Below are 20,799 nucleotides of genomic sequence, written 5' to 3' on the forward strand. Positions count from 1 at the left end.
GTCACACTCACCCTCAGTGGTCCGAGGTGGTTTCCCGGCTGAGTTTTTGAGAGATGACTTTCGAGATCCCGTCCCCACTCATGGTCACTCCGTAGAGAGCGTCTGCAATTTCCATAGTGCGTTTCTGGTGAGTGATGACGATGAGCTGCGACGTCTCCTGAAGTTCTTGGAACACGGTAAGGAGGCGCGACAGGTTGACGTCGTCCAGGGCGGCTTCGACTTCGTCCATGACGTAGAACGGTGAGGGGCGGGCTTTGAAAATCGCTACCAGAATCGCCACGGCCACCAGCGAGCGCTCTCCACCTGATAGCAACGAGAGCCGTTTGACACGTTTTCCGGCGGGCCGAGCAAAGACTTCCACCCCGGTGGTCAGCATGTCGTTTGGGTCGGTCAGTGTGAGTTCACCTTCACCGCCGGGGAACAGGCGTTGGAAGATGTGCTCGAATTCGCGTTTGGTGTCTGCGAAAGCTTCAGCGAAAACGTCTCGCACATGCGCGTCTACTTCGTCAACGAGTTTCAGTAGCTCCGCGCGGGATTTCTCAATGTCGTTGATCTGGGCTTCCAGGTAGTCGTGCCGTTCCTTTAGCGCGTTGTACTCTTCCAGCGCCAACGGGTTGACCGCACCAATTGCCGTGATTTCCTTCTTGGCTTGTTTGGCGATCTTTTGCATGTCGGCCCGCACATACGGCACGGGGTCCTCCCCCTCGACTGGTACGGGCACGTGGGGGCCAAATTGTTCGATGAGGTTTTCCACGCCTAGGCCCACTTCTTCGCTGGCCCTGCGGGTGAGCTCTTCCAACTGCAATACGTGTCGTTCACGTGCGAGGTTCGCGGCGTGTTGAGCTTCTTTGAGCTGTGCCAGTTTCTCCATGGCTTGTGCGCGTTGCTCATATGCCTGGTCGAGTTCTTCACGGTGTGTGTGCCGTTGGTGTTTGAGCGTCGTGAGCTGTTCAGTGAGGTGTTCTTCGACATCTGAAAAGTGGTCCGCTAACCGCGTCGCAGTTTCGCCAAGGGTTTTCGCCTCGTGGGCCATGCGTGCGCGCCGTTCCTTTTCTTCCCGCGCTTTTTCCCGCGCTTCGCGTTCGCGCTCCGCCTGGCGGGTCAGTGCCTGAGCACGGTCAGTGAGGAACTTGACGCGGTCTCCTGCGGCTCGCACCGAAACTTTCAGTTCCATGACCGTTTCGTTGAGTTCACGATGCTTAGCCGTAAGTGCCTCAACAACGCTGGTGTCCGGTTCGGTGTCGACGCTTTGCGTGTTGCTATTGAGTTTTTCAGAAGCGTCGTGTGCCCGCTGGGTTGCGGTTTCGATGTGGGCCTTGAGCACTTGCATCCGCGAATCACGGGCACTGATGCGTTCGTTGACATCGTTGATCGCCGTGGCAGCTTTTGCCACCTCGGCTTGAGCCGCCATGATTTTCGCATCGGACTCGTACAGGGCGTCCAGTGCTTCATTCTCAGCCGCATGAGCCTTCTCAAACTCCGCCTGCGCGGTCTGCTCGTTCTTCTCCAAGGCCGCAACCGCCTCGGTCGCTTCCACCTGCGTGCGTTCTGCTTTCTCCAACTCCGCTTTTGCCTGCATGCGGGCAGAATCTTCGCCACCTGCTCGCCGAATACGGTGTTGCGAAAACACTTCCCCGCGCGAAGTCACGAACGTACACGCGGGGTGCTCGCGCATCCACGTATGAGCGGTCGTACTGTCCGGGGCTTCATAAACCCCTGTGAGCGCACGGTCCAAGAGGTTATTCATGACCGTGGAGTCTGACGTCACGAACTTCCGCACCGGGTGTTCGCCTGCCGGCCCGCGCAGTGAGGTGCCGTCAGGGGCGGGTGTGGGAACGACCTCGGCGTCGTCTTCCACAATGATCAAGTCAACGTCCCCGTCAAACTGTGTGAGCACCTGTTGGGCAGTGTCCATGGTCGCGACAGCCACTGCCGTCGCGAGGGAACCCAGCACCGCGGTCACGTGAGGTTCGTGGCCGGGGGTGATGGTGAGCGACTCGGCGACAGGGCCGCCCACTCCGTCAATTCCGCTTTCGCCGATGTCGTGTGACGCGAACGTGGCGGCCAGCGTGAGGGCTTCGATGCGGGCTTGGATTTGGCGCAGGTTGGTGCGGGCTTCGGCGAGGTTTTCGCGCACGTTGGTGAGGTGGTCGCGGGCCTTCTGGGTGGCTGCGCTGGCGGTTTCGTGCTGAGAGTCCAGGTCGGTTTCGCTGTGTTCGAGTTGGCGTGCGTGGGTTTGGGCTTCGGTGAGTGCTTTTTCCGCCGCCGAGGTGTCAATCTGTTGATCCTGTAGCGTCGCCAGTTCTTTTTTGGCTTCTTCGAGTGCGCGGGTGGCGACGGTGGCTTCGGATTCGAGGCTGGCGCGTTCGCGGAGGTGGGTGCGGATGAGTTCGCGTTGTTGGGCGAGTTCCGCGTTGGCCGTGGCGAGTTCTTGTTCTGCCCGTTGGCATTTTTCAAGTGCGTCTTGGAGTTTCTGTTCGCGTTGCTCGAGGTCTTCGCGTGCGATGTCGCGTTCGCGTAGGTAGTGGGTGGCACGGTTTTCAAGTGCGCGCGGGTCTTCGCCAGTCTGGCTGGATGGTTGGACGGACAGGAGGAGTTCGCTACGGTCTCGGGCGCGTTCTGCCAGGGCTTTCGCTTTACTCACGGCTTTTGTCACGCGTGCCAACATTTTTTCGGTCTGTTCAGTGTGAGCTTCGTGTTGGGACACGCGTGCGGTGAACTGTTCGATGTGTGTTGCCAGGGTGGAAACAGTGTTTTCGAGTTCCTGGCGGATTGTTTCGTCTTCAGTGGTGTGTGTGGCTTCGAGTTTCGCTTGGACGCGCACGATGTCGTCTGCCAGGAGTCGGGCCGTTGCGTCGCGGAGTTGGGCTTGCACCGTAGCTGCACGTGTGGCGGCTTTGGCCTGACGGGCTAATGGCCCTAACTGTTTGGACAGTTCATGCCGCAGGTCCCCGACCCTGTCGAGGTTGGTTTGCAGGCCGGTGAGTTTACGTAGGGCCTTGTCTTTGCGGCGACGGTGTTTGAGTACACCGGCGGCTTCTTCGATGAAGCCGCGTCGGGTTTCGGGATCGGCGTGCAGGATTTCGTCGAGGCGTCCTTGGCCCACGATCACGTGCATTTCTTTGCCAAGACCGGAGTCGTTGAGGAGTTCTTGAATGTCGAGGAGGCGGGCAGGAGCACCGTTGACGGAGTATTCGCTTCCGCCACTGCGGAAGAGGGTGCGGCTGATGGTGACTTCTGTGTAGTCGATGGGGATAGCGCCGTCAGTGTTGTCGATGGTGAGGCTGACTTCGGCGCGCCCCAGGCCTTGTTTTTTGGCGGTGCCCGCGAAGATGACGTCGTCCATTTTGCCGCCACGTAGGTTCTTGGCTCCTTGTTCGCCCATCACCCAGGCAAGGGCGTCGACCACATTGGACTTACCGGAACCGTTGGGGCCAACAACACACGTGATACCGGGTTCGAGTTCAAGGGTCGTCGCATGAGCAAACGACTTAAACCCGCGCATCGTGAGTGTTTTGAGGAACATAGCCTTCTTATTTTATGTTGTGTGCGATCATTGAGGCATGGGGCCCGCGTTTACTGTGGTTCAGTTGTCTTTCCAAAGCGCTGTATCTCAGGCGCAACGTAGAGCCATCACACCGTAGTCAAACCACCCGATGCCTTATGATTAAAGACAAAGCACCCACCTGGGTTTCTCGCTTAGTTCGCACCAGAAATTTTGTTTTTGGTGCCGTCTCCATGTTTGCCGTGTCGATCATGGCCTTTCTTGCCGAAACCTGGCAAGCCGACAATGACATTGAAGGAACGGCAAAATGCCCCGTCAGTGGTTTAGACGAAGTTCGTCACTCAACTGCGACACGAATTGAAACGACATATTCCCCGCCACAAATCACGTGTTTTCAAGATGGCTACCCGCCTATGCATCTGAATACGTTTGCTTCAAGCATCACCTACTATTCGGCATTCATTTTGATTGCGGTGGCTTTTGTCATCTTCATCGTGAAGATGGCGCGCTTTTTCGGATGGTTCAGTAGAAAGCGCACTTAGATCACGAAAATTTGTGTAGGGTGTGTTGCACACGCCGAAGTGTTTTCTAGTGGTTTGGAATTGGCTGGTCCATATGCACACTCCAGATTCGAATTCTCAGAACATGCCCGACTACCTGGACGATCTACGTCCAGACCCTGATAAGGGCCGTGAGGTTGATTACAAGTCTCCGGGTGAACGCGCAACCGGGATTACCGCTAAGACGAACGCATTTCGCTGGGCGGGTTTTTCTATTGGACTCGTTATTGCGCTAGCCCTGTGGTTTCTACTCCCCGAAAGTGTGGGTCACAACGCGCGCTTGACCGCTTCGGTCGCAGGGCTGATGGCTACCTGGTGGATGACGGAAGCAATTCCAATTCCAGCAACCGCGTTGGTGCCGCTCGTTGCGTTTCCGTTGTTCGCGCGGCCCATCGCTGCAGACGGCGCAGAACCCAAACCACTCACGTTCAGCCAGGTTGGTGCCTCGTACGGAAACGCAACAATCTTCCTGTTCATGGGCGGATTCTTTATTGCGCTTGCCATGCAACGGTGGAATCTGCACCGGCGAATCGCGTTGGGTGTTTTGCGGATCATGCCCAACAGTCCCGGCGCAATGATCGCTGGGTTCATGATCGCGACCGCGTTTTTGTCCATGTGGGTGTCGAACACCGCAACGGCCGTCATGATGTTGCCCATCGGAATGTCAGTGCTCACGCTGGTAAACGAGGCTACAGGAAAGTCGTCAACCACCTCGGTGACGGAGATCGTTCAATCAAAGTTCGGAACCGCGCTGATGCTGGGTATTGCATATGCCGCGTCGTTGGGGTCGCTCGGAACACTGATCGGTACTCCGCCAAACACGTTCCTAGCCGGATACATGGCGGAGACTCAAGGAGTATCCATCAGCTTTGTTGGCTGGATGGTTGTTGGTGTTCCAATTGCTGCCGTCTTCCTGGTGATCACATGGTTTCTGCTGGTCAAGGTGCTGTTCAAACCGGAGATTTCTGAGATTCCCGGTGGCAACGAGCTCATTCGCAAAGAGCTAGACCGGTTGGGCCCCATCTCTTCCGGTGAAATACGAGTGTTGTGCGTCTTCATCCTGACAGCGCTGGCGTGGATTACTATTCCGCTCATTTTTGAAAAACCGCCTATTGATGACGCAGGCATTGCGATGGCCAGTGGCCTGTTGTTGTTTTTGCTCCCTGCAGGTGCGGAACGAGGCGTGAAGCTCCTGGACTGGCAGAGCGCTAAGGAACTGCCGTGGGATGTGCTGTTGCTGTTCGGTGGTGGACTTGCGTTGTCGAGCATGTTTGAAAAGTCCGGGCTTACCAAGGTGATCGGAGACATGGCGGCCGGAATGGCCGGGGTGCCGTTGGTCCTTGTCATCGCGGTGCTTGCGGGTGCAATTTTGTTCCTCACGGAGCTGACGTCAAACACTGCGACCGGCGCTACGTTCATTCCGGTGGCTGCTGGTATCGCAATGGGTATGGATGTCAATGTCCTGTTGTTCGCTGCACCGGTTGCGTTGGCTGCGACGTGTGCGTTCATGTTGCCCGTGGCCACGCCGCCAAACGCCGTTGCGTACGGTTCTGGTTATGTGACGATCGGGCAAATGGTCCGAGGTGGTATCTGGCTCAACCTGATCGGTATCGCGCTCATCACGCTGGCGTCCACGACCTTGCTGACGTGGGTGTTCGGTTTGTGAGATTAGTTGCGGGTGTCGCGACGATTAAGCGCCACGGAAGTGAGCATGAGGATCAGAGCAGTCAGCACTACGGCGACAATGACAGTAGTCACGATGCTCCCGGTCGTAACGGTGCCAGAGTCGGCGAAGTACCCGGTGCCAAGTAAAGTCGTGCGCGTGGCCAGACCGTAGGGCGAGATCATAGCGACATCACCAAGTACCATGAGCGCAGCAGTCGAGATCCCAGAAGCGACGAATGCGAAAGCAACAGGAGCTGCGAAGGAACGAAGGAACATCGAAATCGCTGACTGGAGTGCCGCTACCGGAACGGTTGCCAGGATCAGCAGAGCCGCAACGGCGAGGTACTGCCCCGGTAATATCCCCGGTAGCCCAAACGCGACCTTGCCAATCGCGATCACCGCAAGCACAAGTACGACCTGCATCAACGCGGTGAGGCCGGCGACGACGAACGCCTTTGCCAGCACGATGTTCACGGTAGGGGTGGGGCCGCTCATCAGAGCATTCCAGTTGTTGCCACGATGCTCGACTCTCCACACGAGAGAACCCAGTATGGCAATACCGATCGCCAGAGGGAACAGTCCGTAAAAGCCGACCGACTGCAACCACACGGTGTCCCAACCGTTTTCGGGCGTAGTGCCATCGGCGAGCTGGGTGATAGCTCCAACGAGGGCAAGGGTCATAGGTAGCAACACGACGATCGGCCAGGCGTGCGAGCGCCTGAGCTTGAGGAGTTCAGCAAAGATCGCGCCCATGTCAAATCTCCTGACGGTCGAAGCGAAAGGTGAAACAGGCAAACATCACGCCGACGACGACGGCGAGGAATGCAATGCTCGGATAGGACAACGGCAGGGCAACGTACTGGTCGCCCTCGTAATCGGCGGCACGAGCGAGGGAGTAATAACCCCACGGTGTCACGTGCGCAGCCGCCGGAGGCAGGCCCTGTGAGAAAACCGCCACAACACAGCCGAGGACGCCGACTCCGAGCGCGACAAGCTGGTTCTCTACCTTGGCGGAGAGCAGGATGTGAAGCGCCAGCATGGCGAGGTTGACGATAAGGACACAGATCGTGAAGCCTGCCCAGTGTCCCAGAGGCGCCGCAACGAGAATTCCGACCAACAGTTTGCCAAACGCCAGTACGATCAGGCTCGTGGACAGTGTGGAGACGGTGACGACGAAGCCAAGGGCGACAAACTTCGCCCGGCAGATCCCTCCCGGTGTGATCCCCGAGGTCGATTGCAGTAGCCAGCCGTTCCCGGTGTGCTCGATGTCGGTCTGTCGGGAGGCGATCACCGCCAGCATCAGGGGCGAGAGCAAAGGAATTCCCAGGGACATGCCCGCGAGGAGCGTGTTCCACGCGCCGGGGGAATCGGGCGAGAACTCCGGGCTTGAGATGACCGTATACAACGAGAGGAGCACCACGGCAAGGACCAGCACCGCGACCACCAGCCCGATTCGCAGGTGCTTCATCTTCGCGAACTCGTTCGCCACTGCACGATATCTCACAACTGACCACCTGCCGTCAGACGCATGAACACATCCTCGAGGCTCTGCTCGTGGCGACGGACGCCGTACACGCCCACCCCCTCTGCGCACAACGCAGCGACGACATCGGCTGTCTGCCTATTGTCGAGGTTGGAGATTGCGACCTCGCTGTCTATGGTGAGCTTGGCGTTGAAGCTTCCCAATCGCGAGACTGCGAACTCCGGGTCAGTGCAATTGATGAGTACGTCCGGGGTGGACGCCGCCATCAGCTCGGCACGGCTTCCCTGGAAGATCAACCGGCCCTGGCTGAGGATTCCCAGCACAGTCGCTGTTTTGTCAATTTCACCCAGGAGGTGGGAGGAAACCATGACGGTAACGCCTCCGGCAGCCAGCTGTCGCAACAAATTGCGCATCTCGTCGATACCGGCTGGGTCCAGGCCGTTGGTCGGCTCGTCCAGGATGAGCAACCGCGGTTGCCTCGCTAGGGCCATTGCGATGCCTAGGCGTTGCTTCATGCCCAGCGAGTAGTCGCGGACCTTCTTGCCCATCTGGTTCTGTAGCCGAACAGACCGGATGGCCTGGTCGACTTGTTGCTGGCTCAAACCCAGCAGGCGCTTGACGATGCGCATGTTCTCCGCGCCTGTGAGATGGGCGTAACCGGGAGGCGACTCGATGAGCGAGCCTATGCCACGTAACAGTGTGCGCCGCGTGCGACGCGTCATGGGCCGGCCCATGATATGGACCTCGCCACTCGTGGGCTGGATCAGTGAAAGCAACATCTTCATTGTCGTCGACTTTCCGGCCCCGTTGGGACCCAGGAAGCCGTACACGCTAGCTTCAGGGACGCGCAAGTCGAGATTCTCGACGACGGTACGTCCGCCGTAGCGCTTGGTCAGGTTCTGAGTGGCAACGATCATGGAGGTCATACCATCAAATATCCTGGAAGGCGCGGTTCGTGTCGTCTCTCCGCAGGCATATCTTGTGTCTATGCCTCAAGGCATAGGGCGATTCTTCTACGCCACGAGTGATACGACTATGCCGAATACGCTGAGCGTATTAACGGGCCGATCAGCTCCCACCCGGTGCGATAAGCCCGGTCTCGTAGGCGAGGACGACAGCCTGCACCCGGTCGCGAATACCGAGCTTCATGAGCACACGGCCGACATGAACCTTGACGGTCCCCTCACTAAGCACGAGTTCCCTAGCAATCTCAGCGTTGGACAGCCCCCGAGCGACGTGCCGAAGCACGTCGTGTTCGCGAGGTGTGAGCTCCTCGAAAACCTGCTCGCCCCGCGCGGGACCGCGCGCTTCATGCGTTACGTAGTCGTCTGGCTCAGGACGCGCAAAGTGCTCGAGCAGACGCTTAGTCGTGCTGGGGGCCACCACTGCGTCACCCTGGTGAACGTGACCGATAGCTGCCGCCAGTTCCTCAAGAGTCGCATCCTTGAGCATGAACCCTGACGCGCCGGCACGTAGCGCCTCGTAGGCGTACTCGTCGAGGTCAAAGGTCGTTAGAATCAGCACCTTCGGCGGATCTTCCAGCTCCGCTACAAGCCTGGTGGCCTCGATACCGTTCGTTCGAGACATGCGAACGTCCATGAGCACGACATCGGCAGGGTTCTCAGCTAGGGTTTCGAGCACTTCGTCACCGTCGCTGGCCTCAGCGACGACCTCGATCTCGGGGTGGGAGTTAAGCACCATCTGGAATCCCTTCCGGATCATCTCCTGGTCGTCAACCAGCAGCACCCGTACGCTCATTGCCGGGCCCGTTTCGGCAAACTCGCGACGACCTCAAATCCGCCCCCGGGTCGTGCACCCGTGCGCAACACGCCACCGTGCGCGGCGACTCGCTCGCGCATGCCGATGAGCCCGCTCCCCGTGCCGTCGCACCCCGCCGGTCCCTTCCCGTCGTCGACAACGCTCACCTCTATCGTGTCTTCCTGGTACGCAATGCGGACATCTACGCGCGTCACTTCAGGACCGGCATGCCTACGAGCGTTCGTCAGTGCTTCTTGCACGATGCGGAATACCGCGAGGTCGACACTCGTCGGAATCGGCTCCACACCGCTCTCCCCCGCTACGGAAAACGAAACGGGCAGGCCCGCAACCGCCGAATCCTCGACGAGGCGGTCGAGCTCGGCTATACCTGGCTGGGGGGCATGCGAGCCCGGTTCGTCGTTGCGGAGGACCCCGAGCATCCGGCGCATATCCGCCAGCGCGGCACGCCCCGTGTCGCGCACGCCAAGCATCGCCGTCTTAGCCTGCTCTGGAGCGCTGTCCACGGTCTTTGCCGCCCCATCGGACATGACCACAACCACGCTAAGGCCGTGGGAAACGATGTCATGGATTTCCCGGGCAATGCGCGTTCGCTCCGTCGCCGCCGCCATTGCCGCTTCCGTTGCTTTCTCGCGCTCGAGTTGCTCTGCCCGCTGACGCAGACTCTCGATGTAGCGTCGCCGGTTCTGAACCAAAAATCCCCACGTCCATGCCCACACTACGATAGTGAAGAGAACCCCCACGTCCCCGACGCTCAAATGGTCACGTGCCATAGTGGGCACTGTCACTGCGAGTAACCACCCGAGCGTCACCACCGTTGCGACAACAGAGACGGCCCATCGAGTCTTAACGGCGAGGTTGTAAACCACGAGTAAGAGCATCAAGTCAGCGGGCATCAACTCCACGCCGAGCAGGACCTGAACAAAGGCGACCGTCTGAACAGCGACGAACGCTCCCACCGGATACCGCCGGCGCAGTAAGTAGGGCCCGCAGAGCCCTATGGACAGCACGACACCGGTGCCCGACCAGAGATCGTCTGGCACCGAACCGAACTGTATCGGCAGGTTGTATGCGAATACCGCGAGCACGACGACCAGGTCCACTGTTCGGGGGTGCTGTTGAAACCAGTTACTCCGACCGCCTGCTTCGTCCCCCATGAACCGGATCGCACCGCTACGGTCCTCGCAGGGGGCGAGTCTATCCATCGCCACCGAGTTTACCCCACTAGAAACCATGGTCGGAGGCACCGCCGACTTTCACACAACACCAGAATCATTCACCGTCACAGCCACAGTGCCGCTCAACACACCCGGGCAGAACGCCACGACATCTAACGCAAGCGCTGCGGTTTCTGACACTTCACACACACGTGAGTCGACCGCCCGCCCAGCACAACCCGCGTAATGGGCGTCGAACAGCGCACACACGGCTGACCTTCCCGGCCATACACCTGTAGCGACCGTTCAAAATACCCGGACTCGCCGTTGACATTGACATACAGCGCATCAAAACTGGTGCCACCCACCTCCAAGGCACGCGCCATCACATCACGCGCAGCCTCCAGCACCCGCTCAATCCGCGAAATCCGCAACCGCGAAGCCCGCGCCGCCGGGTGTACGCCCGCTTCAAACAACGCCTCATCAGCATAAATATTGCCCACACCACTGACCACACGCTGGTCCAGCAGAGCAGACTTCATCGCCACGTTCTTGCGTGCAATAGCTCTTGCCACCACCGGCACCGAAAACCCATCCTCAAACGGATCCAGGCCCGCCCCACGCGCCGACTCCGCCACCAAACGACGCTCACCAGCCGTACCTGTAGCACCAGGCACCAGACGTTCAACACCCAGGTGACCAAAGATACGCTGATCCACGAACCGCAACTGTGCCACCCCTGCAGGCCCAGCCACGTCGAACACCGCCCGCGTGTGCGGGTGCAACGGGTCATCTGCGTCGTGAATCCTGGCCTGCCCGCTCATTCCCAGGTGCATGGCTAGCGCCCGTTCACCCACCTCGGCGGCCTCACCGTCACCAGCCAGTCCAGCACCAACCAGCCCAGTGCCAACCAGTCCAGCACCAACCAGCGGCATCCACATGTACTTTCCGCGCCGCTCAACTGACGCAATCCGCACGCCCGCTAGCGCGCGTTCAAAACTCACCACCCGCTCTGCAGGCACATTCCTCGCCGAGGTGGTCCCCAGTATCCGCGCATCGAGCACCCGGGCACGGGTGATGGTGGCGCCTGTGAGCCAGGCAGAAAGACCTCGGCGCACGGACTCTACTTCAGGAAGTTCAGGCATTCAGGCCCCCGCTCCTTTGCGTGCCCAGCCACTAGTTCCGGTGCCACCCAGGGTACTTCTCAAGAATCTTTTTCACCGCGATTTCCGCAGCCACAAGTTCAGCATTTTTCTTCGACGTGCCTTCGCCGGAAGCCCATCGCGTTTCGCCTAGATACGCCACCGCGGTAAACACGCGTGCGTGATCGGGGCCTTCACCGGTGACATCGTAATGCACGGCACCCAGGCTTAAGTCCGCGGCAGCTTCCTGCAATGTAGTCTTGTAATCCATGCCCGCGCCCAGGTTCACTGCGTCTTCAAGAAGCGGCCCAACCAGGCGCTCAACTAAAGCGTCCGCAGCGTCAGGACCCTGGGACTCATAGCAGGCACCAATGATGGCCTCAACGGTGTCGGCCAGGATCGAATCCTTGTCGCGGCCACCGGTGCGTTCTTCACCGTTGCCCAACAGCAGGAACTCACCAATCCCATACGTGCGCGCAACTCCAGCCAGCGCACGTGAGTTCACAACCGCGGATCGCATCTTCGCCAACCGGCCTTCAGACGCATCCGTGTTGTGGTCAAACAACCACTTGGTGGTCTTGAGCTGCAGGACCGCATCGCCTAAGAACTCAAGCCGTTCATTGGTGGGGATGCCACCGTTTTCAAACGCATATGAACGGTGGGTCAGAGAAAGACGAAGCGTCTCGGGGTCAATGTTGACCCCGAGACGCTTGTTAAGTTCGCTCATAGGTAGTCGCTCAGGCGTCAGCTACCTTGCGTCCCTTGTATTCAAGGAACAGCGGGGTACCTGCGGAGTCTTCAACTACGCGGGCCTGGTGTGGGCGCGAGTACACAACGCGACCGTTCTCCACAGTCTTAACAAGGGCAGGTGCCTTTGCCTTCCACTGCGAACGACGGTGGCGGGTGTTGCTGCGCGACATCTTTCGCTTTGGAACAGCCACGTCTAGCTCTCTTTCTCTTCAGTCAACAAACTCTTCAGTGTAGACCATCGCGGATCGGTATCATCAACCGGTTCCTCCACGTCACCCACGGTGTAACTGAACTCACCCTCTTCTCCAGACTTCAGTGGCCTGAAGGGCAAGCTCATCACCAGAGCATCGCGGACTGCCGGTTCAAGATCGAGCATTCCGTTCTCAATCTCGTACGAGTCTTCGTCCTCTTGGGGCCGGTCGTATACGAAGAGTTCGGTTATATCCACGTTGAGTGGCAACGTCATGTCTTCGAGCGTCCGGGCGTCCTGTCCTTTGGCTGTTGCGCTCACGGTGCCGGTGACATAAATGCCTTCGTCGACACTTTCGAGCTGCAACTCAATGTCCAGGAGGTCACCCGTGGGGACTCCGATCATTTCGTTCCGCAGGTCTTCCGGGGCGCCTACCGTCATGGTGTGCTTGATCCACTCACCAGGTTTCTTGAAGAGCCCAAGCGAGCGAAGATCTAATACAAGCTCTTTCACGCCTCACCCTCCTGACGGAAGCGGTCCCGACTGACACGCGATTGTCCAGTTTACCGAACGCGTCCCTGCATATTCAACTCGATGTTCAACTCGCACCCAAGCTTACTTGTTCGCCCGTTCGTTGAGTGCTTCAAGCACAGCTGTGGGCACCAAGCCTTCAATGTCACCACCCAGCGAGTAGACCTCGCGTACGAGTGAACTGGAAATGTGTTCGTACAGAGGGTCACCAGGAATGAAGATGGTCTCGATGTTCTTCAGATGCCGGTTCATGTGCGCCATGGGTAGTTCATACGCGTAGTCCGTACCGGAGCGGATTCCCTTCACCACACCCACAGCCCCAATGGATTCGCAGTAGTCCACAAGGAGCCCGCCGGGGACGTCGTCAAATTCGATGTTGCCGGCCGAGGTGGTCCGCGGGTCTTCCTGTAACCCGGCTTTGACGAGTTCGAGCCTTTCGCTCACGCTGAACGTCCCGTTTTTGTTGGGGTTGTGAACGACGGCGATCACGACCTGATCGAACAGGCGGGCCGCCCGCGCCACAATGTCGATATGTCCGCGAGTAACAGGGTCATATGATCCAGGGCACACTACCTTCATGCCCTAAATCCTAGCCCGCTCGTACATCCAGATGGCAGTTTCCCCGTATGTTTTTGACTTAAACAGGCTCAGAGTCTCCGGTGCTACCGGTTGTGGCGAGCGCGCGGACCGTTCCACCACGATGAGCGACGAGTCGTCCTTGAGTAGCGCTTCTGCCCGGGTGAGCATCCGCGTAATAGCAGTTTCGTCCAGGGGGTATGGAGGGTCGGCCAGGATCAGGTCGAACTCCCCTGTCACCGCGGGCGCGGTCGCGTCCCCCTGCACAACTAGGCGCTTCTCCCCTACCGCTGCCAGGTTTTTCTTCACTGTGGCGACAGCACGGAGAGCCTTTTCGACAAACACAGCGTCGCTGGCACCTCGGGAAAGCGCTTCTATTCCCAACGCGCCGGACCCGGCAAACAAGTCCAGGACCCGCGCCCCATCGAGCATGCCCAGCATGTCCAGGGTTGCGAAAAGGGATTCGCGCACCCGGTCCGAGGTGGGTCGAGTGTCCGCTCCGTGCGGCGCGGTGAGTGCGTGGCTCTTGTAATTTCCAGCGATGACGCGCATTCATGCCTCGATCTGCATGATGTCGGTGAGGTACAGCGCGAGCGCTGGCCTTTGGGCGAGTTGCGGGTCGTCCGTAAGAGCGTCCTGGGCTGCGTTGCGGGCGGTCATGATGAGGTTTTCGTCTTTGATGGACACAAAGCGCAGGCGGGCCGCACCCCACTGGCTCGTTCCCAAAACGTCACCCTCTTTGCGGGTTTTGAGGTCGTATTCTGCCAACGCGAATCCGTCCGTTGTCGAGGCCACGTACTCGAGGCGTTCTCTCGATTCGGAGTCTTCGCGGTTCTGGGTGACAAAAAAGCACATGGCTGGCTTGCCGTCACGCCCCACGCGACCTCGGAGCTGGTGGAGTTGCGCCACCCCGAACCGGTCAGCGTCGAACACCACCATGACGCGGGCGTTGTGGACGTCTACCCCCACTTCGATCACCGTGGTTGCCACCAGCACGTCGAACTCGTGATCCTTGAACCGCTGCATGGCGGTTTCTTTCACGTCTTGTTCGGACTTCCCGTGCAAGGTTTCAATGCGCACGTCTTTTAACTCCGGGAGGGAACGCAACTTGTCTGCAAGTTCTTCTACCCCTAAGAGCCGAGGTCGCCCTGGGTCTGAGCCCCCTGTCTCCCCGGCACCCCCGCCCTGCGTGCCGTCGTTCACAGCGTCTGGGTCTTCTTCGGAGTCGATGCGACTGGTGACAACGAACGCTTGGTGCCCGTGTTGCACCTGTTCGGACACCACTTCCCACACGCGGTTAAACCACCGGGGCTTTTCGTGCATCGGAACCACGTGGGTACTCACCTGTTTGGGGCCACCGGGAAGTTCCCGCAGAGTGCTCACGTCCAGGTCCGAGTACACCGTCAACGCCACGGTGCGTGGAATGGGGGTTGCGGTCATGACCAGGGTGTGCGGAACCTTCCCGCCGCCTTTTTCTCGTAGCTGTTCGCGCTGTTCAACACCGAACCGGTGCTGCTCATCGATGACGACGATCCCGAGTTTGTCGAAGATGGTGGTGTCGGACAGGAGCGTGTGTGTTCCCACGACAATGTCCACGATTCCAGCTGCGAGTTCGGTGGCGACGCGTTTGCGTTCGCGCCCGGACATTGAGCCGGTGAGGAGTTCGATTCGCACTCCGTCGGTGAACCCGTCCGAGGCGAGCTCACCTAACAGCGAGCGCAGACTTCCCACGTGCTGGGTGGCCAGGATTTCAGTGGGGGCTAGAAGGGCGGCTTGGTATCCGGAGTCCACCGCCTGCAACATGGCCCGCAGAGCCACAAGTGTTTTCCCGGACCCCACGTCCCCGTGTAAAAGCCGGTTCATGGGGGTTGAGCGCACCAGGTCGCGGGAGATTTCCGTGCCAGCTTGTTTTTGTGACCGGGTGAGTTCAAAAGTCTGGTTTTGGTCGAACTGGTCGAGCTTGCCCATGGCTGCCCCGGCGAGCGTGGGGGCGGCTTCCTTTTCATGAACCTGCTTGTTGCTGAGCATGTAGGTTTGGAGCGCGAACGCTTCTTCAAATGCGAACCAGTCGCGAGCCTGTTGAAGTTGGGCTTTGTCTCGTGGCCGGTGAATGCCTTCCAGCGCTTCCTTGTACGAGTACAGCCCCATCTCGTTCCGCACGTGCTGTGGCATGGTATCTGCGAACGCTTCCATGGGCAGGCGGTCAAGCATTCGGTGAATCACACGGGTGACCGTAGACAGTTTGCTTTTACCTTTGACGGAGTAGATGGGCATGGGCTTGGTCATCTGCATTTCCTGGTGCATGCTCACGGAGCCCCTGCCCCACTCACCGTCGTCTAGATCAAAGTTGCTGTCCAAAATCCTGGGCTGGTTGATTTGCCTCCCGTACTGGGTGTCAACCACTTTCCCGGAAACTGCGATGTTTTGTCCGAGTGCCAGGTTCTTTTCCAGCCACGGCATGTTGAAGAATGTCAGATCAACCGCTGTGTACCTTCCGCGAAGTTTCACCTTGGTCAGTGAGCGTTTACGATCTCTCAGCCTGATCAGATCAACCGAGAGCACCTTGCCTAGGACCACGGCGGTGGTGTCCGGTTCGAGCTCTTCCATGGGTGTGAGCTCACCGGGGAACAGATAGGTTCGAGGCACGTGCCTGAGCACTTGGTCGACTGTGCTGAGTCCCAGGTTTGAAAACGCCGTCTTCTGCTCTCGTGTGTGAACGAAGTGGTCAAAAAGTGTGTCTGCTGGTCCGGCCATCTCTATTCGCACCCAACAGCGACGATGCATTCGGGCACATCGCCTTCAATGACATCCACGCGCACGCCCGGGTACTGCGTCTTCAACTGGGCGACGGTGGCCACCAGCCCGGTGGCTTGGACGTCCCGGCCGGTCACAAGCGTGATGATTTCCGCCGAATGTTCGTGGGTTAACGACTCCACGAGCACCAAAACTGTTTCAGACAACGACTCGGACGCGCCTCGCGTTTCACCGTCCTCGGACAAGAACGGTCCTTCTGGGTGCGGGCGAGTGATCACACCTTCCCGGGTTCCTTCGATTGCCTCCCGCATGTCGTCCCTGCTGTCTTGAGCATCGACCTCGGGGTCAAACACGGCCATCGCGGCAAGCAAAGACACCGGGCCAGGAGTGGTGAGAACAGCATCAGCCGGGGCCGCGGTAAGGAGTTCGTGGGTCACTGAAGGAACACCACTGACGACTGTGTGGGCGCCGTCCTCAATCAGTTCGTCCACGTGATCCGCCCACCCAGGAACATTAGCGTTCACAGCGACCGCCTGGGTGAGCGCTGTTTGCATGAGAACACCCATGCCGCTGGCCAGCCCAACCACCGTAATCTGCGAACCGCCTTCGTCACTGAGATCTTCCATGCGTAACTGCACGATCCCCAACGGCTCACATGCCGCCAAAACCGAACGAGCCGTTTCATCGTCAGGCACGTGGACGTGAATCTTTGGCCACGACACCACAATGGACGTACCCCCGAGCTTCGTGAGCGCGCGCGTCACTTCCCGAGTCTTGTCTTTTTGCTCGGCACACCAAAACACCAGCTCAAGGCCAACCTCGGCACGCATTTCAACACCCTGAGCAGGCGCGTACCGCACGCCTTCAGAAGCCGGCGACCGCCCCGAAACGGTCAGGTAGAGCAGGTCAAACATCTCCACAATTCCAGAAGACCCCGCATCGACGACGTGCGCGTCGGAAAGGACCGCGAGCTGCCCCGTGGTCTCGCCCAGGGCTTCGCGTGAACGTTTGCGCACCGCTTCCAACTGGGCCAGCAGGTCCGATCCAGCATCAGCTTCTTCACGTGCCTTCTGAGCCATTTCGTGAAGCACGGTCACCATGGTTCCGTGAACAGGGGTCGCAATCGCTTGTTCGGCCCTAGCCGCTGCGAGTTCCATCGCCCCGGCGAACGTGTTCGCGTCGAGTTCGGCCACACCGTCCAGCGCGTCGGCGACCCCACGCAAGGCCACAGACAGGATCAGCCCGGAATTACCTCGGGCTCCCCTCAGCGCACCTGTCGCCATGGCGTCAACCACGCGGTGCATGGTCACGGTTCCCGTGAGTTCTTCGACCGCCCGGTACGCGGAACGAACCGTGTCGTACATGTTGGTGCCGGTGTCACCGTCGGGCACGGGAAACACGTTGATTTCGTCGATGTCGTGACGGCGCCGCTTCATGCGTTCAACCGCGCGCCTGGCCCACCGTGCCGCGAGCCTCGCGTTGACGCGAGCCGAATCCTTCACTGTGCCTCCGAAAAGTGGGTGAACGCTCCGGGCTGAACTTCTGTTCCGTCAAGCGTGAGTTTTCCCGTCCCGGCCACGCATGTTCCGATCCGGGTCAAGCCTACCGGAGCCGTGTCTGCTGGCCCGGTAACCAGGTACCCGTGGTCTTCGCCTCCGTGGAGCACCCATTTCAGTGCCCTGCCTGAGTCGCCAAGGATTTCCGCGGCTGGGCGAACCTGGTTGGCCAGTCCTGCGATTGCCTCCGGGTCCAGGTGGATGTCCACCCCAGACTTCCGCGCGACCTTGCCCAGGTCTCCGCTGAGTCCGTCGCTGGCGTCAATTCCAGCGTGCGCCCACCCTGGCAACAGGGCCGCTGTGGTGTAGTCCGGCCGAGGTGCCAGCTGGGTTTCGATGAAAGGGTCGGTTGCGCTGTTTCCGAGTCGGTGTCCGGCAAACAGCAGATCGAGTCCGGCCGCGGCGTTGCCTACCGTGCCAGCTAGGAACACCCCGTCGTGGGGGCGTGCGCCGGAACGCAGGATCGGCTCGGTGCGCAGGTACCCAATGGCAGTGATCGCTACCGTGATGAGCCCTCCGGTTGACAGGTCTCCCCCGATGATGGCGGCTCCGGCTCGCTGGGCCTCGTCATTGAGCCCGCGCGTGAACTCTTCGATCATGTCGATGGGAGTGTCGTTGGGGGCCGAGAGGGACATGAGGAGCCCGTGAGGCGTAGCACCCATTGCGTAGAGATCCGAAAGGTTTTGAGCCGCCGCTTTGACCCCTAATCTGTACGGGTCGAGCCACTCGCATAGAAAGTCTCTTTCCTCCACCAGCATGTCGGTTGTGGTGACGGTGGGGCCGGGCAAGGTGGAAACAGCTGCGTCGTCGCCGGGTCCCACCGACACGTAGTCTCCGGTGTCTACGTGTGACAGGATGCGCTCTAAGACGCGATCTTCTCCCAGGGATCCTAACGACTGTTGCATAGCCACCAGCTTACGCATTTTCATAACGGCTATCCTGGGTCATATGCGTCGTGTTCTGTCGATCTGTTTTGTTGGCCTCGCTCTTGCGGGTGTAAGTGCATGCACCCCAACCGTTGTGGTGGAACCGGCTCCGCAAGCGACGTCCGCAGCATGCGCCGATGTCATGCTGCGACTCCCTGACACAATCGGCGACTTCAAAAACCGCAAAACATCCTCGCAAGCCACCGACGCGTGGGGCAACCCCACCTCGGTCATTCTTCGTTGCGGAATGGAACCTCCCGCACCCACCACCGACCCATGCGTCCATGTGGACGGCGTGGACTGGATTTCGGTGGAAGAAAAGGACGACTCATGGCGTTTCGTGGCCTATGGCCGCACGCCTTCCGTCGAAGTGATTGTGGACCCCAAACAGGTGTCCGGCGCGAATGTCCTCACCGCGGTCTCAGGAGCAGTGTCCACACTAGAAAAAACCGGTGAGTGCGTAAGCACAAAAGACGCCACGGTTGTTGATGAAAACAACAACCCCATTGCCACAGAATCGCCCACACCGTAGCCACCGCTACGGCTCCGTGCCCTTACGCGGTCGTTGCGCGTTTGTGGTCCTCGACGGCGATCGTCAGCAGTTCGGTAATGAGGTCCCGGTACGGCAGTCCACTGTTTTGCCACATGACCGGGTACCCAGATGACGGGGTAAATCCGGGGGACGTGTTGATTTCGTTGACCAACACTTCACCGTTTGGTCTCACGAACGTGTCCACGCGGGTCAGGCCTGAGCAGTCGAATGCTCGGAACGTTTGGCAGGCGATTTCGCGAACCCGCTCAGCCACGTCTGGTTCGACATCGGCTGGGCACGTGAGCGTGGTCGCGTCCAAGTCCAGGTATTTGGCGTCGAAGTCATAGAATTCGTGGTCGCCCGACACGGTGATTTCACCTGGCGAAGATGCCCTGAGCTCAGCGTCGTTGACTGACCCAAGCACCGCGCATTCGATTTCGCGACCGTCAATAAAGGGTTCCACGATGACTTTGGTGTCGTGTGCGAAGGCATCGTCAAGCGCAGCTTTAAAGCCCGAGGTGTCACTGACCTTGCTAATGCCCACCGAGGACCCAGCGCGGGAAGGTTTAACAAACGCGGGTAGCCCCAGCTCCTGCAGGGAGTCGATGGCAGCGCGTGGGTCACTGTTGTACTGGGTAAACGTGATGGTTTTCCACTCCGCTGTGGGAATGCCGGCTGCGCGCAGCACCATTTTGGTGAAGTGCTTGTCCATCCCGGCGGCCGAGGCAAACACTCCGGGGCCCACAAACGGCGCGTCGAGGAGGGTCAAGAGGCCCTGCATGGCACCGTCTTCCCCGTACTTTCCGTGTAGGAGTGGGAACACGATGTCCGGGGAACCTAAATCGGTGAACGCCCCTTGTGCGTCGCGCTCGATGAGTGAACCGTTTCTCGATGGTGACACGAACACTTCGGTCTGGTTGTCTGCGACCTGCGGCATGTTGTCCCGGTCAAAAGCAAAGGACTTCCAGTCGTTAACAACCCGCCATTTTCCTTCCTGTGTGATGCCAATGGGAAGGAGGCGAAAAGCGTTCGGATCGATTTCGTTCATCACTCCGGCTGCCGTTACACAACTGACTGAGTGTTCAGAGCTACGGCCACCGAAGAGCACGGCGACAAGGGGGCGTTTCGTCATTATCACTTCACTTCATATGTGGTCTGGATCCAGGCACGACCAAGCGAGGCGAAGAACATGTTGAATCCAACAAAAGCTGGGGTTGCGTCAGGCTCAAGACCAAGAGGCTTGGAAAGAGCGTGGACAATGAAGTAGTAACGGTGCGGGCCGTGTCCTTCCGGTGGAGCAGCACCCACAAAACGTACAGAACCTGCGTCGTTGCGCATCATGACAGCACCTTCTGGAAGCAGTCCCGCATCGGGGTCACCCGCGTTGGCTTCAAGGGAAGTCACGTCTGCCGGAATGTCGGTGAGCACCCAGTGCCAGAATCCGGAGCCCGTTGGTGCATCGGGGTCAAAGCACGTCACAGCGTATGCCTGGGTACCTTCTGGGGCACCGCTCCAAGACAGGGCAGGCGAACGGTCCTGACCACCGTCGATTCCCATGATTCCCGAGGTCTGGGCAACCGCCAGTGGCTGACCTTCAGTAATGTCGGGGCTGGTGAGATCGAAGCGGGGAACTTCGTTCATACGTGCAAATGGTGAGTTTAGATAGTCGGTTGATGTGGACATGTCTTCCTCCTCC

Annotated in this window: 20 protein-coding genes; 3 read left to right on the top strand and 17 right to left on the bottom strand. The window is 59.3% G+C overall.

Annotated elements, in window-relative coordinates; translation table 11 throughout:
- Positions 1-13: 13 nt before the first annotated feature.
- Positions 14-3,526, bottom strand: coding sequence for a chromosome segregation protein SMC (gene smc, locus MHX53_RS06785; protein WP_239271686.1), 3,513 nt, complete (start codon positions 3,524-3,526; stop codon positions 14-16).
- Positions 3,527-3,663: 137 nt separating this feature from the next.
- On the opposite strand from smc, the gene MHX53_RS06790 reads away from it, so the two are divergent.
- Positions 3,664-4,047 carry a hypothetical protein gene (locus MHX53_RS06790; RefSeq protein ID WP_204515673.1) on the top strand — a complete coding sequence of 128 codons (384 nt, stop codon included), beginning with the start codon at positions 3,664-3,666 and terminating at the stop codon, positions 4,045-4,047.
- 103 nt (positions 4,048-4,150) lie between these two features.
- Positions 4,151-5,731: a DASS family sodium-coupled anion symporter gene (locus MHX53_RS06795; protein WP_239271775.1), complete on the top strand. Its 1,581-nt coding sequence runs from the start codon at positions 4,151-4,153 to the stop codon at positions 5,729-5,731.
- A gap of 2 nt (positions 5,732-5,733) precedes the next feature.
- Here the strand turns inward: MHX53_RS06795 and MHX53_RS06800 are convergent, their stop codons facing one another.
- From MHX53_RS06800 to thiL, 14 genes are all read right to left on the bottom strand, one after another.
- On the bottom strand, positions 5,734-6,483 hold the full coding sequence (locus MHX53_RS06800; RefSeq protein ID WP_239271687.1) for an ABC transporter permease: 750 nt from the start codon (positions 6,481-6,483) through the stop codon (positions 5,734-5,736).
- 1 nt (position 6,484) lies between these two features.
- Positions 6,485-7,219, bottom strand: coding sequence for an ABC transporter permease (locus tag MHX53_RS06805; protein WP_239271688.1), 735 nt, complete (start codon positions 7,217-7,219; stop codon positions 6,485-6,487).
- Between the two features lie 11 nt (positions 7,220-7,230).
- Positions 7,231-8,139 carry an ATP-binding cassette domain-containing protein gene (locus MHX53_RS06810; RefSeq protein ID WP_239271689.1) on the bottom strand — a complete coding sequence of 303 codons (909 nt, stop codon included), beginning with the start codon at positions 8,137-8,139 and terminating at the stop codon, positions 7,231-7,233.
- Between the two features lie 142 nt (positions 8,140-8,281).
- The gene (locus MHX53_RS06815) at positions 8,282-8,971 is read right to left on the bottom strand and encodes a response regulator transcription factor (RefSeq protein WP_239271690.1); all 690 of its coding nucleotides are present in this window, start codon (positions 8,969-8,971) and stop codon (positions 8,282-8,284) included.
- Complete coding sequence (locus MHX53_RS06820) at positions 8,968-9,885, bottom strand: sensor histidine kinase (RefSeq protein ID WP_239271691.1); 918 nt, start codon at positions 9,883-9,885, stop codon at positions 8,968-8,970. The genes MHX53_RS06815 and MHX53_RS06820 overlap by 4 nt, the downstream gene beginning before the upstream one ends.
- A 434-nt stretch (positions 9,886-10,319) precedes the next feature.
- Positions 10,320-11,291: a bifunctional DNA-formamidopyrimidine glycosylase/DNA-(apurinic or apyrimidinic site) lyase gene (gene mutM / locus MHX53_RS06825; protein ID WP_239271692.1), complete on the bottom strand. Its 972-nt coding sequence runs from the start codon at positions 11,289-11,291 to the stop codon at positions 10,320-10,322.
- Between the two features lie 31 nt (positions 11,292-11,322).
- The gene (rnc, locus tag MHX53_RS06830) at positions 11,323-12,015 is read right to left on the bottom strand and encodes a ribonuclease III (protein ID WP_239271693.1); all 693 of its coding nucleotides are present in this window, start codon (positions 12,013-12,015) and stop codon (positions 11,323-11,325) included.
- A gap of 10 nt (positions 12,016-12,025) precedes the next feature.
- Complete coding sequence (gene rpmF / locus MHX53_RS06835; RefSeq protein WP_040348679.1) at positions 12,026-12,229, bottom strand: 50S ribosomal protein L32; 204 nt, start codon at positions 12,227-12,229, stop codon at positions 12,026-12,028.
- A 2-nt stretch (positions 12,230-12,231) separates the two neighbouring features.
- Positions 12,232-12,741 (bottom strand): DUF177 domain-containing protein, encoded by a 510-nt coding sequence (locus MHX53_RS06840; protein WP_239271694.1) that lies wholly within the window; start codon positions 12,739-12,741, stop codon positions 12,232-12,234.
- Positions 12,742-12,843: 102 nt separating this feature from the next.
- Positions 12,844-13,338: a pantetheine-phosphate adenylyltransferase gene (gene coaD, locus MHX53_RS06845; protein WP_239271695.1), complete on the bottom strand. Its 495-nt coding sequence runs from the start codon at positions 13,336-13,338 to the stop codon at positions 12,844-12,846.
- A gap of 3 nt (positions 13,339-13,341) precedes the next feature.
- A complete protein-coding gene (gene rsmD, locus MHX53_RS06850) occupies positions 13,342-13,887 on the bottom strand; it encodes a 16S rRNA (guanine(966)-N(2))-methyltransferase RsmD (RefSeq protein WP_239271696.1) in 546 nt (181 codons plus the stop codon).
- Positions 13,888-16,089 (bottom strand): ATP-dependent DNA helicase RecG, encoded by a 2,202-nt coding sequence (locus MHX53_RS06855; protein WP_239271697.1) that lies wholly within the window; start codon positions 16,087-16,089, stop codon positions 13,888-13,890.
- A 2-nt stretch (positions 16,090-16,091) separates the two neighbouring features.
- Positions 16,092-17,591, bottom strand: coding sequence for a DAK2 domain-containing protein (locus MHX53_RS06860; RefSeq protein ID WP_239271698.1), 1,500 nt, complete (start codon positions 17,589-17,591; stop codon positions 16,092-16,094).
- Positions 17,588-18,574 (bottom strand): thiamine-phosphate kinase, encoded by a 987-nt coding sequence (gene thiL / locus MHX53_RS06865; protein WP_239271699.1) that lies wholly within the window; start codon positions 18,572-18,574, stop codon positions 17,588-17,590. The genes MHX53_RS06860 and thiL overlap by 4 nt, the downstream gene beginning before the upstream one ends.
- A gap of 19 nt (positions 18,575-18,593) precedes the next feature.
- On the opposite strand from thiL, the gene MHX53_RS06870 reads away from it, so the two are divergent.
- On the top strand, positions 18,594-19,103 hold the full coding sequence (locus MHX53_RS06870) for a DUF3515 domain-containing protein (RefSeq protein ID WP_239271700.1): 510 nt from the start codon (positions 18,594-18,596) through the stop codon (positions 19,101-19,103).
- Between the two features lie 22 nt (positions 19,104-19,125).
- On the opposite strand, the gene MHX53_RS06875 is transcribed toward MHX53_RS06870, so the two are convergent.
- On the bottom strand, positions 19,126-20,235 hold the full coding sequence (locus MHX53_RS06875) for a D-alanine--D-alanine ligase family protein (protein WP_239271701.1): 1,110 nt from the start codon (positions 20,233-20,235) through the stop codon (positions 19,126-19,128).
- A gap of 2 nt (positions 20,236-20,237) precedes the next feature.
- Positions 20,238-20,786, bottom strand: a complete 549-nt coding sequence (locus tag MHX53_RS06880; RefSeq protein ID WP_239271702.1) for a YbhB/YbcL family Raf kinase inhibitor-like protein — start codon at positions 20,784-20,786, stop codon at positions 20,238-20,240.
- Positions 20,787-20,799 lie beyond the last annotated feature (13 nt).

It is taken from the genome of Brevibacterium sp. ACRRH (genome assembly GCF_022346365.1).
In the GTDB taxonomy this organism is placed as follows: Bacteria; Actinomycetota; Actinomycetes; order Actinomycetales; family Brevibacteriaceae; genus Brevibacterium; species Brevibacterium paucivorans.

Bases quoted from the DNA above. Each gene is read 5' to 3' on its own strand.
- smc (WP_239271686.1), bottom strand. From the start codon at position 3,526: ATGTTCCTCAAAACACTCACGATGCGCGGGTTTAAGTCGTTTGCTCAT.
- MHX53_RS06790 (WP_204515673.1), top strand. From the start codon at position 3,664: ATGATTAAAGACAAAGCACCCACCTGGGTTTCTCGCTTAGTTCGCACC.
- MHX53_RS06795 (WP_239271775.1), top strand. From the start codon at position 4,151: ATGCCCGACTACCTGGACGATCTACGTCCAGACCCTGATAAGGGCCGT.
- MHX53_RS06800 (WP_239271687.1), bottom strand. From the start codon at position 6,483: ATGGGCGCGATCTTTGCTGAACTCCTCAAGCTCAGGCGCTCGCACGCC.
- MHX53_RS06810 (WP_239271689.1), bottom strand. From the start codon at position 8,139: ATGACCTCCATGATCGTTGCCACTCAGAACCTGACCAAGCGCTACGGC.
- MHX53_RS06815 (WP_239271690.1), bottom strand. From the start codon at position 8,971: ATGAGCGTACGGGTGCTGCTGGTTGACGACCAGGAGATGATCCGGAAG.
- MHX53_RS06820 (WP_239271691.1), bottom strand. From the start codon at position 9,885: ATGCCCGCTGACTTGATGCTCTTACTCGTGGTTTACAACCTCGCCGTT.
- mutM (WP_239271692.1), bottom strand. From the start codon at position 11,291: ATGCCTGAACTTCCTGAAGTAGAGTCCGTGCGCCGAGGTCTTTCTGCC.
- rnc (WP_239271693.1), bottom strand. From the start codon at position 12,015: ATGAGCGAACTTAACAAGCGTCTCGGGGTCAACATTGACCCCGAGACG.
- coaD (WP_239271695.1), bottom strand. From the start codon at position 13,338: ATGAAGGTAGTGTGCCCTGGATCATATGACCCTGTTACTCGCGGACAT.
- rsmD (WP_239271696.1), bottom strand. From the start codon at position 13,887: ATGCGCGTCATCGCTGGAAATTACAAGAGCCACGCACTCACCGCGCCG.
- MHX53_RS06855 (WP_239271697.1), bottom strand. From the start codon at position 16,089: ATGGCCGGACCAGCAGACACACTTTTTGACCACTTCGTTCACACACGA.
- thiL (WP_239271699.1), bottom strand. From the start codon at position 18,574: ATGAAAATGCGTAAGCTGGTGGCTATGCAACAGTCGTTAGGATCCCTG.
- MHX53_RS06870 (WP_239271700.1), top strand. From the start codon at position 18,594: ATGCGTCGTGTTCTGTCGATCTGTTTTGTTGGCCTCGCTCTTGCGGGT.
- MHX53_RS06875 (WP_239271701.1), bottom strand. From the start codon at position 20,235: ATGACGAAACGCCCCCTTGTCGCCGTGCTCTTCGGTGGCCGTAGCTCT.
- MHX53_RS06880 (WP_239271702.1), bottom strand. From the start codon at position 20,786: ATGTCCACATCAACCGACTATCTAAACTCACCATTTGCACGTATGAAC.